Below are 11,277 nucleotides of genomic sequence, written 5' to 3' on the forward strand. Positions count from 1 at the left end.
GATCAGCAGGAAGTCACCCTGCATACCAAAAAGACCAAAGCTCAAAAGGGCAATCTTGAGGAGCTAACCACCCGAAGTTTCTCCATTTATCGCTCTGACATCCAGCACATTGAAGAACTGGCCGACGAGCTGAACGAGTTTAGCAGGAAGAAAATCAACAACTCTTTGGTTATCCGAGTTGCACTCAATCACCTGCGCGAAAACCTAAAAAAAAACAAAGACAGTGCCCGCTTTGAGCAAGAGATGGAGCGGATTATCAAGGATAGTATCTAACAAATAACTATCAAAAAGTTGATAGTTATTTGTTGATAAGCCAGTTAAGAGCCAGAAAGCCAATCTGTATCAGCAGCTATTTGAATATTTGTCCCACCTCTTCTTAGGTGTTCAATAATCTGACTACAAAAGCCGATAATGACTCGCTATAGCATCGAACGCAAGGCCGCATTAAGGATGTAATTCAGGTGTAAACTATTCGGTCTCCTGTTGGAGAGGACTAGTCAGTCCCGACTCAATTGAACTCACACCTCCATGTGGAGGCACTTCAATATTTTCCTCAGCCAATATCTGGTTGACGCTAGAGAGGAGCGGGGGATATCCCATATTAAATGGATCCCGATAGCTATTTATCATTCCTTCAGTTTGCATTATGGAGACCATAAGTTCGTGTGCCTTATTGAGATCTTTGGCGCGAATACGATAATTGTACAGTTCCCCAGAAACCAGATGCCCGTTCATACCCTGGTTTAAGAATCCGTACAAACCGTTAAGATAAATAGGATTATATCTGGGAGCAGCTCCCGACGAGTAGATGAAGTTGTAAAGGGCCATTCCCTGCTGAAAAAGAGTTGATTCTTGCTGTTGCATACTTGTGACAGCAGACTGAGGAATACTATCTGGATCAAAACTACTGCGTATAAAAGCTTCGGCAATTGCTTTTAGGCTGGCCATCATTACTTGGCAAGTAATGTAATACGTATAGGGATTCATTTTTCGCACTCCAAAAGTTTAGTATTTTCAAAATTTAATCATAAAAAACAAAATAAATTAAGTATATTATATAATTATTTATAAAAACAACAATTTATTTGCAAATAATCAATATTACAGCCAAAAATAAATTGGGGTTAATTTTTTATACCAGAGCATATTACTGATTATCATCAGTGACATCCACTATCAACAACGACAAAGCTCTCACGGTATACCAGATTGCCATTGTAAACGAAGTCAATGAATTCACTCTGTCCGCGGGGCTCAGGAAAACTGTTAGCCCAAGACTCTGAAATATTCATTTTTACACACCCCAATTTTTAAAATTTTATTCATGATCTGCGACTAATATCTTGAAGATCGGCCAGCGAGCGTAGTTTCCGATCACTATTTTTTCCCATCACATCACGGTCAGTCAAAGCTTTGGGAAATTTAAGACCCGTTAATGCCTGAATTTTCGCCACAGTCGTTTGAAAAGTATTGTATTTCTCTACTGGCAAGGCTTCAAAAGCAATACCTGTCGCATATTGTTCCTGACTGACAATATAGGCAGAGGAATAGAGTTTTTCCTGGCTATCCTCAACGGCGACAATTTTCCAATAGGCCTTCGGAATAGCTGTTCCTCTGTGCTTTTGGTCATCCAGAGAAAATACAGGTCCCGAGAAGACCGTTGCCTTCACGTTTTCTTGATCTGTGTTGTATAAAATATAATTTTCCAAACCTTGCCACAATTGCTTGCCACGATTAAAGCGCCAATGCTGGGGACAACAGTTGCTCCAATGGAAGGTATCTTCATTGGCCAATAAAGCAACTTCCTCAGTCCCCCAAACTGGATCGAGCCGTCTGACTAAGTGGCCTTTATCAAACCAGTTTTGGGGCTCATTTTCATAAAATTCATTGCCCATTTGGGCATCTAAAGAAACACGGCCATCATAAAACCAAACATCCGTTTCCCTGCCCAGAGTTCCCCATTGAGAGCCATCAATATTCACAGCAGTAAAAAAGGCCACTTTCCGTTCGGCATTCAAGACAACAGAAAAGTGGGTATATTTTAATTCTGTCTCCTTAGAGCCAATCAGTTCAGCGGCCGCACCAAATTTCTGGGCCTTAGCTGTCAGTTTCGGAAGATTGAGTGGCGTCTTCAAAAAACGAGGGTTATACCCTGTTCTGCCTTTGAAATAATCTGCACCGTGGACTTTGGATGAAACCCTTTCAAGAGGAGAGCTATTTTCAGCCACACTTTCAATACTCGTCCCTGTCCGGACATTGGGAAATGTTTGTATTCCTTCTGAATCCTCAATCAGTGCTTTTATAAATTTAGTATTGGCAACACCTTTAGAGGTCCCTTGATATTGCTGGACTATATCTGCTACCACTTTACTGATACGGATGCCCTCATTGCCAACGTACTTGATTTTGTCCTGATCTGACAGTTTTAACTGCTCTTTAGGAACCCAAGTGCCATTGAGCAATTGAATTTCTTCTTTTTTTCCTTTGCCTCTGCTGGCCGGAACAGCCGAATGGTGCAAGGCAATGACTTGCCAATCATCATTAAAAACAGGAGCCCCAGAAGAACCTGGTGCAGTGTCACTCATATACCAAATGAAGGCATCCTTTTTAGGATCCTTGTCCCCTATTTTAACCACCTTGTTTTCCCGAATGGCCAAACATTTGGGTTCTTTATTGGGGTGTTGAATAATAGAAACATATTCGAAGGCTTCAACTTTACCCAAATTCGGGTTGCAACGCAAAAAACCAAATTGAGATAGGGAGGTTGCCCCATTTTCTGAAGTATCCTCAATCGCAATCAAAGAATAATCCAATGATTGCGGATCCACATCTGGATTTGTACTGGTTATAAACCCCAAATCGGGTCGGAGACGAAAACGTGAGCTGATCTTAGGCATTCCAGTCAGATCCAGCTCATAACCAAATTCAATAATTGCAGCTTGTGCCTGTTGGAAAGAACCGATGACATGATGATTGGTTAAAAGCAAATTGGGTGAGACCAAAAACCCTGTTCCCCAATTCCCATCGAATCCAACTTGAGGAGGAACATAAATGCGGCAGACGGCTTTGACCGCTAACAAAGCACGCTCAAGGTAGGTCGTATAGACGAGGTCATTGTCTCCCACCATACGTTCCAGGTCAATACGGTTTACGCCACTGCCGCTGTTTACAGCATGTGCGATACGATTTCTCTTCAGATCGGGAGGAAGATGGTGCTTTGCTTGTTCTTCCAGTAATTTTAAAAAGTCTTCAGGTAAGGTTTTAATATTGCCCATACTTCCCCCTTTAAGCCAAGCGAGTGACATCCAGGTAAAAGCTACCCTGGTTATTAAAATATGCTTGAGGGACGTCATTGAGATAACACATCAAGGCCCCTGAGACTTTGGCCGTTATCTCACACGATTGGCCAATGACAAATTCCCATTTTTCGTCTTCATCAACCAAGCCAATTAAAGCAAACCACTTGGCTCGCTTCATTCGTTTTTTATTCTCTTGGCTTTTGAGAAACTCTTTGATCGGAAACGGCTGTGACTCAGCATCAAAGCCATTAAAATCTGTTTTAATAAACCAATCGACCAAGGGATCGTCTTGTTCTATTCTTGGCACCAAGCGATAACGTTCCCCCTCTTTTAATTGAATGTTTGTCTCATTCAATTCGTTTTTGGCCAACAAGAGTTCTGAGGTTTGAGTTTGATTCAAGGGCATAGTCATGACTACCACCCCCTGGAGACCAATTCAAAATAGCCTCCGCGAATATCTGAGGCCGTGGTTACACGTTCAAGCCCCTTGAGTACGGAAGACATGCGGGTTTGCTGTAGCTTTTCAAATAGTTTTTGCCCCTTTTTAGACCCGTGTTTGGCAATATGTGCTTCTAGCTGAGATTCAGCATCAAGATCCGGGGTTATTTTTGCGGATAATAATAAGGACATCATTTCACGCTGTTCCAGCGAAGGGCTATTGGTAGAGGAGCGTTCCAATGCCAACCGTGCAGCAAATGAAGGTTTCGCATATTCATTTAAATACATTTGTGGAGTGATGCTCAAAAGCTTCTCTACATTGAGAATTCCGGCTCCAAACCCCTGATAATCAGGACTCATCGGGGTTGCGCTTCTTTTGAGGGCATACCGAAAGGCTTCAACTTTATGCGAGGGTTCCCCTTGAAATGGATTTTTAGCAAGCTCTTTGGCATAATGGTGCAGCCATAAAGCAGCGGCAGCCCCCACATGGGGCACAGCAAAAGACGTTCCACTGCCAAAGGTGTATAAATACCTGTCTTTTTCAGGGACATGGGCGACCCGAACGTTTTCCGCAGGTGCTGAAATTTCTACCTTAGAACCGTAACAAGAGCCTTCCCAAGGCACTCCTTGATGATTCACCCCGGCAACAGCAATGACCTGGTCATACCGAGCAGGCCAAACAACAGATTGCTGACCAGCAAACATATTGACATGATTCCCGGCCGCTGCTACAAAAATCGTGCCATTTTCAAACGCTATTTCAACAGCCCGTTGCCAGGACAATTTGGGAATTCCCCCCATACTCATCACAATGACGTCAGAGTTTTTTGCAACCGCATGCTCAATGGCTCGGGGAACGGTATCCGACATAATATGGATTACCGATTCACTCACACGATAGGGGTAATAGTGAACATAGGGAAAGAGCCCATCAACATTGTCATAAGGAGCATTTGTTCGCCGCCCCATAAAAACACCCGCCGTTGAAGTGCCATGGCCAGGGTTGTACATAGGACCCTGACTCAGTGTGTCTACCGGGGCTCCCTTAGAAACATAGTTATAGCCAATTTTTTCACCCTTTTTAATATTGGCTATCTCTGGATGGTCGGTATACCCGGTATCCAACTGAGCCACTTTAATATTGGTACCCTTTTGAAGATCTAAGCGCCCCTGACGGACAGACTCCTCAATCCCATTTTGAAAATATGTGAGATCTCTATGCCAATCAGGATCATAAGAGATATCCTCTTTGTAAGTCGATTCATTAAACAAACCCAGGAATTTTTCAACAGGGTCAACATCAATCACCCCAGGAACAGAAGCCAATTTTTGGGCTGTTTCCCAAATACTGCCTCTCACATCCACGTCCACATGAAAAAAATCTGCCCATTTTGGATTGGGAGAGAGGGTTCTGGCTTTGGAATAATGTTTGGCCAAGGTAGCCAAACATTGTTCTCGAGCATTGTCTGAGCGGGTGATAAAGAGTTCAAATGTTGTTTTGGGCATATGATTTCTCCTGCTGGCATTTGTGTTTAATAGTTTGACTGTTTATTAGATGAGCGTTGGCCTCCATTTTTCAAATAAAGGCTCTCAAAAGAGAAGTTCAGAATTATAAATAGAGGTAAAAGGGCATTAATTTCTGCCTGAATTGTAGCGGCCCTCTAAAGATGCTCCTCCACCTTTTCTACTGCAATCTTCTGCGCTCGCTTTTTTTATCGTAACCGTAACGGTATTACCTTCTATTGCCCGGCCATTTTTTAAATGGGCCTCTACACGTATGTTATATTCCCCCTCTTCTTTGATCTCAGGGGGCAAAGCACATTTATCAAGTATGTAATGATATTCTTGATATAAATAGATGGGCTTACTTTCAGGTGATTTTAATTGGAAAAGATATTTAAAATCAATAATATTTTCCCGACAAGAAACTGGAAATGACGTAACCAAGAAAAGATCAATGGGGCTATCAAAAGAGATTTTAGTTGTAATCGGGCAGAGATTGGCTGTGCTCACAGGTATAGGCGTTGAGGATGTTGCAACAACACTGGGTGTTGAAGTGGTAATTGTTTGAGAGGGCTGCACAGAGATGGGAGATACCGTACTGCTGGGCTTAATATCAGCAGGAGGCAATCCTTGCTTCTGTTCACAAGCACACAGAAATAAGAGGACAAACAAAATGAGAGAATAGTACTTAGCTCGCAATTTCTTTCCGTTTGTTTTTATTGGCCCTCATGCGTTTTTTTCGGGGGCTTTTTACTGTTTCTGCAACACTGATTTCTACTCGATCTCCTGGAGCAAATAATTTGGATTGTTTACTGGGTGGTTTCAAAATAATCATTCGCTTATCTGAATCTTCTGGATGGTAATAAGCCTTTCCTCCGAGATCAGCCCAAGTACCATCAAAAGCAGTCGTATTTGAATATGGTCCAGGAGTTATTTTAACACGATAATTACGTGCGGTCTTGGATGCTGTTGCATTACCGTGATGATTTGGGTATTCAGCAGGCGCTTCAAGCTCTGAACCAGGAGCATTATTTGCATCCTCCATGCCTCCAGCAAGAGGTATAGGTTGAGCATCAACCAGCATAGGTTGATCATAGACAACTAAAATACTGTCGCCATAAACGCCACTGTTCTCAGCTGTTTCTATAAAAACCTGACTAACTTCTGGTTCGTCTGAGTTTGATGCTATTGAAGGCAGTATCAATGTACCGCTACTTAAAACAATTATTACCAGGGTAGATAGATGAGACAGGCTCATTTTTTTCATTTTTTCACCTTTAACTCTAGATATTTCTATTTATCAATTTTGGGAGACAGAGACTTACAATATGCTAATTCACTTCCAGGCGGACAATAGCCATAAGGCTCAGGGGAATTTGGGTCATCAGGATAAACAAAAGCAGGGGATTCAAACATTAATTCACATTGACTGAATTCGTCAGGTAAAGTTTCTAAAACCACTTTATTGCTACGAATCACAGCTTTACTTTTGTTAAGTACAACTTCAGCATAAACGGCATAATTTATGTTTGTTCCTCGAATGGGTACATAGCATAAATCCAATCTATTTAATTTGTTATTTATTTGTGTTACCGAATCAAACGGAACAGGACCAGTGGGGTGAGGAGTATGAGCTGCTCCTTCGACATAAAGTTGAAATGACAAGCTCTCATTTTGAGCGATACAATTATTGGAATCAACAGTCAGTCCAAAAGTTTTGGCATTACCATATAATCCAAATTCTGATGGTTCGAGCCGCCTCACTTTAAGCTTCATTTGGCAGGAAGAGATAAGATTCTTTTTTTCATTCTGAGTGGTTTGAAAACTACTCAAAGAAACAGAAGGAGATGGTTTTGCTACTGAAGTTCCCATTTGTTGACAACCCAGTAACCATCCAAGGCATAAGGCAGAAAGAATTCTACACTTCATACAGACACCTATCCTTCTCATTATTTTCTTTCCGCCTTATCCCCTCAAGGTAAAGTAAGGTTAAATTGATCACTTTTCATAAGTGTTCCAGGACTGTTTGTCGTTCGGGTATTGAATTCAGCACCTGATGGAAAGCTCCTAAAATTGCCTGAACCAACATCAAGATTTTCACGTTCCCCATCTCTGTTACGATAGATTAATGTGTTATTACGAAACACATCAAAGCCCCAAGTATAAGTTGCTCGCTGAATTTGAAGATTATTATTGATTGCGGTTAGGTTACCCAAGGGGAAATTTGGATCACTTAAAATAAAAGCTGGAATAGCACCCGGATAAGTTGTTGTGGAAGTATTATTTGCAGCCTTAACCTCAAACGAGAAGGTATTCGTACCAGAATGCATATTGCTATCAATAGTGTAAAAAGTTTCAAAGGGACTTTGGGAATTTAATGACGAAACTTGTGTGCCATTCACTGTTGCAATCACATTGTCACTTACATTATAAACCCGCACCTGATAAGACCCACTACTAATAGGCACATTTCCATTTTTATTAACAGAAATAGTATCATCTAGCACGAGTCCCTGAGAAAAACTGGCCCTTCTAGCACCGAATGGAGCTGTTAAGGAAGCAGAGCGAGAGCTTGCACTTCCGCGGATATCTCGATAAACAATTTGGTTATCCGCAGTTAACTCAATCCCCCATGAACTTCCATTATCAATGGATTCCCCTGATGATATAGCAGAGAATGGAAAAGGCAAATTGAAAAATGGTTGATTCGTATCATTATTGTAGATTTTAAAGTTAATGGTATTCAAGCCTGTAGCAGATAAAAAGCTAGAAATGTCTACACCATCAATAAAACGATCTACATTACTAAATCCAGCTCCAGTATTGGTGTGCAAAGTTAAGCTGTCAATCCGGCTGCCATTAATCCAAACTTCTGCAAGATCGTTGACATTAAACAACTTGAGTTTCCATACCTTTCCTGTAGGAGAAGGCGGTGCAAATATTTTTTTAACTGAATGGAAAATAATTTTGTTACCATTGACAATACCTTTTACCTTAACATTTGCACTGGATGAAATCAAACTGTCAATTGAAACAAAAGTTGAAGGTGAAACGGTAGTGTCTTCAGCTTGGAGATTGCCAATAATATTTGAGTTAGTTACTGCTCCCCACTGCATTTGATAACTATTAGAAGGTGTACTAAATTGAACCAAGCTTCCTCCACCGGGAGCAGGAATTAACAGAAGTTCTCCATCAAGTTCAACCGCTTTAGAAAAGCCTGAGTTGATCATTGCTTGTTCTGCGTTAACAATATCCATATCATAAACGGTGGATGTAAATGTGCCACAATTTACTTGATTAAGAAAATAATAATTTGAATTAGGTAAGAATCCTCCACAGCTGCAAACTCCAGGCGGAGCTGACAAAGAACTGCAAATTTGACTGGTAAAAAGACCATTGTCTACAAATGGAGTTGTTCTGACCAAATTGTCAATAATATTTGTTTTTTTGATAGCACTACTTCTAAGCAGAGTTAGAATTTGAGACGTAGTAAGAGATGCATTTTGAGCTTTAAGTAAAGCTACAATGCCCGTCACAATAGGTGCTGCAGCACTGGTACCCTCCCAAGCTTGTAAGCCAGGAGATGTAGCTCCTAGAGGTACAGTATAGGTAAACATGTTATCGCCAGGAGCCCAAAGATGGAGCGAAGGCCCATAATTGGATCCGTGAATTTTCTGTACAGAAAGCGGTAACGAAAATGGATTCGTAAAAATCGCTCGCTGTAAATCAATAGGAGGGGCTGCTGTTGTTGTATTACTATCTTCAATTGCTCCAACTGTAATTACTCGATTCAACATGCTTTGCCCTGCAATTATATTTCTATCTGCATCATAAGAACCATTACCAGCAGCCCCCACAAAGACAACCCCCAATTGAGTCAAAGCATCAACTTTTTGAAAAACATTGACACTATAATTTGCAACATTAGGATCTAGACTAATTTTACTAAAATACTCATCTGAGAAGTTAAAATTACCGGCTCCAATACTTTGATTGACAACATCTACATTATTACCAGCAACAACAATACGAGACAGCTCATTCAACGCATCCAAATGATCCCTTGGAGAATAGAATTGTCCATTACCAATTTTTAATGGGATAATTTTGGCCTGAGGTGCAACACCAGCAATGCCAGCGCCATTATTGGCTTCGGCCACTATCGTTGAAATGACTTGAGTCCCATGGCTTTCTGGATTATTTTGACAATCTGAAGCAAATAACGGGCAGGTAAAATCTTCTTGTTGTAAATAATTCCTACCTGTTGAAGAAACCGTTGCTGTCCAAGTTCTTTTGACTCCGTTAAACCAAGAAGACCCTTTTGCCCAATCAATTTTAGAAACAGGCAATTCAGGAGCTGGAACACCAGCAAACATATCTCTGTACAAGCCAGCAAAACCAGCGTCAATTACGGCAATAGAAACAGGTCTGTTCTCTTGAACATTGAAACCCATTGAATAATCCCAAGCCCCAGTGACTTTTGTGGAGTTATTATTCAACCACCATGACTCAGAAGAATTCAGGCCCTGAGCAAAACCAGTTCCAAAACCAACTCGCTCTATACTATTAACACTGAACCCACTGTTTTCATATACATTGTTTAAACTTGCTCCCTGTACCAGCCCATTGGCAATCAAATCTACAATGGCAGCAAAGGTCTTCGCTGATTCTAAGTTTCCAAAACTGGCTTGGGTCAAAACATAATCAGGTTTAGTTGTGAAGATCTGAGAATTAACTATTTGGATATTGGTTTGTAAAATACTCAGATCAACTTCAGTCATATCAATTTTTATAAAATAAAAATTATCGTTAACGACAGATTGAACGGTTCCATTGTAACGATCCAAAATTGTTTGCAGGTTGGCTTGGACTGGTTCGGCCAATGCTACCCCAATTACGGCATTTTCAGTTGGTGAAGGAGGGCTGTTGTTGAGCATAAATGCAGCGGCAACGGTTTCTGGTTCCGATAGATTGGGGTTATTTCCCGGCACATCTGGAAAAAGGTCACCCAATGTACTCGGGTCAGCCGGATCAAACACCACATCACTGGGTGTTGGCATTGGAGTAGGCGTTGGCTCTTCTGTTGGCTCGGGTGTCGGAGTCGGCGTATCTGTTGGAACTGGCGTGGGTGTCGGGCTAGGTGGAAAGCTCGGAGTTGGTGTGGGCGAACCACCGGGTGTAGGTGTTGGGCTTGGCGGTAAAGTTGGCGTTGGAGTTGCACTGGGCGTTTGCGTCGGCTGTGGGGTGGGAGTCGGCCCTACTGGGCATCTTGTAGAGCGTTTATTGGCTTTTGCTGTTTTGCCGTTTAAGAGCCAATGAACATTGCCATGGTCAAAATCCACCGAAAAAGCGGAACTGGGAAAGGGTCCCACACGCCCAGGCGTAAAGCGGGTGGGTTGGCCTTGATCAAATTTCTTTTTCTTTTTGTGTTTCCAGCGCAGCATGGGTTCTGCAGGCAAAACTTTGTTTTTAGAGCCAATCGGAATATTTATCGTATTGTTGTTTGTGTTGTGATAACCAAAATAAGCGCGGTAGCTTCCATCGGGAAGGGATTGCACACACTGAAATTCGGGCTTGAGGTATTTTTTGTAATTTTTATAATGGCGGGATGACTGAATGCTAAAATCCTCACCCTCAGTATCACTGACAAAAGAGACTTTTTTTAAGTGCTTGTATTTATCCCCCATCAAACCAGGATCAATTTCAAGCTTAATATCACCATCCCAAACATCATCAGAATCCGGAGCTGTGGCTGAATTTTGTGAGAGCGTATTATTGCCTCCGCCCCAAATGGTTTGCCCTTGTGGCAGAACACACCCTGCCAGCATGGAGATGGTAACAATTTGTGCAACCCATTTTCTGATTATCGCTCTCATTCAGTCCTCTTTGTCTATCCCGTTTTAATTAGCCACAAACTCTTGAAACGCCACACCAAAAGGAGTGGTATACGAAAAACTGTATTTGGTATTTTTTGTCAGCTCTGAATTTTGGGGCGGGTCGATGAGCATAATAAACTCTTCTTGCTCCTGCTCATTTT

General features: G+C 41.7%; 8 protein-coding genes and 1 pseudogene (1 of these 9 only partly in view). 1 reads left to right on the forward strand and 8 read right to left on the reverse strand.

Features of this window, described 5'->3' with window-relative positions; translation table 11 throughout:
• Window positions 1–273 (forward strand): hypothetical protein (locus tag COW20_06715; protein ID PIW49163.1); only part of this gene is annotated, 273 nt, incomplete at its 5' end.
• A gap of 195 nt (window positions 274–468) precedes the next feature.
• Here the strand turns inward: COW20_06715 and COW20_06720 are convergent.
• The 8 genes and pseudogenes from COW20_06720 to COW20_06755 all read right to left on the reverse strand — a co-directional run.
• Window positions 469–987: a hypothetical protein gene (locus COW20_06720; GenBank protein PIW49164.1), complete on the reverse strand. Its 519-nt coding sequence runs from the start codon at window positions 985–987 to the stop codon at window positions 469–471.
• 335 nt (window positions 988–1,322) lie between these two features.
• Entirely contained in the window at window positions 1,323–3,353 is a 2,031-nt protein-coding gene (locus COW20_06725) for a hypothetical protein (protein ID PIW49165.1), read from the reverse strand.
• Window positions 3,286–3,711 (reverse strand): hypothetical protein, encoded by a 426-nt coding sequence (locus tag COW20_06730; protein ID PIW49166.1) that lies wholly within the window; start codon window positions 3,709–3,711, stop codon window positions 3,286–3,288. Before COW20_06730 ends, COW20_06725 begins: the two co-directional genes overlap by 68 nt.
• Window positions 3,712–3,713: 2 nt before the next feature.
• Complete coding sequence (locus tag COW20_06735) at window positions 3,714–5,243, reverse strand: hypothetical protein (protein PIW49167.1); 1,530 nt, start codon at window positions 5,241–5,243, stop codon at window positions 3,714–3,716.
• A 126-nt stretch (window positions 5,244–5,369) separates the two neighbouring features.
• Window positions 5,370–5,867 carry a hypothetical protein gene (locus tag COW20_06740; protein ID PIW49168.1) on the reverse strand — a complete coding sequence of 166 codons (498 nt, stop codon included), beginning with the start codon at window positions 5,865–5,867 and terminating at the stop codon, window positions 5,370–5,372.
• Window positions 5,868–5,928: 61 nt separating this feature from the next.
• Window positions 5,929–6,507 carry a hypothetical protein gene (locus COW20_06745; GenBank protein PIW49169.1) on the reverse strand — a complete coding sequence of 193 codons (579 nt, stop codon included), beginning with the start codon at window positions 6,505–6,507 and terminating at the stop codon, window positions 5,929–5,931.
• Between the two features lie 706 nt (window positions 6,508–7,213).
• Window positions 7,214–11,116: a hypothetical protein gene (locus COW20_06750; GenBank protein PIW49170.1), complete on the reverse strand. Its 3,903-nt coding sequence runs from the start codon at window positions 11,114–11,116 to the stop codon at window positions 7,214–7,216.
• 24 nt (window positions 11,117–11,140) lie between these two features.
• A pseudogene (locus COW20_06755) lies at window positions 11,141–11,277 on the reverse strand (hypothetical protein); it runs 895 nt beyond the window's last position.

Source organism: bacterium (Candidatus Blackallbacteria) CG13_big_fil_rev_8_21_14_2_50_49_14 (assembly GCA_002783405.1).
GTDB lineage: Bacteria > Cyanobacteriota > Sericytochromatia > UBA7694 > UBA7694.

Coding starts and splice junctions, on each gene's coding strand:
- COW20_06745 (PIW49169.1), bottom strand. CDS start 6,507: ATGAAAAAAATGAGCCTGTCTCATCTATCTACCCTGGTAATAATTGTT.
- COW20_06725 (PIW49165.1), bottom strand. CDS start 3,353: ATGACGTCCCTCAAGCATATTTTAATAACCAGGGTAGCTTTTACCTGG.
- COW20_06750 (PIW49170.1), bottom strand. CDS start 11,116: ATGAGAGCGATAATCAGAAAATGGGTTGCACAAATTGTTACCATCTCC.
- COW20_06735 (PIW49167.1), bottom strand. CDS start 5,243: ATGCCCAAAACAACATTTGAACTCTTTATCACCCGCTCAGACAATGCT.
- COW20_06730 (PIW49166.1), bottom strand. CDS start 3,711: ATGACTATGCCCTTGAATCAAACTCAAACCTCAGAACTCTTGTTGGCC.
- COW20_06720 (PIW49164.1), bottom strand. CDS start 987: ATGAATCCCTATACGTATTACATTACTTGCCAAGTAATGATGGCCAGC.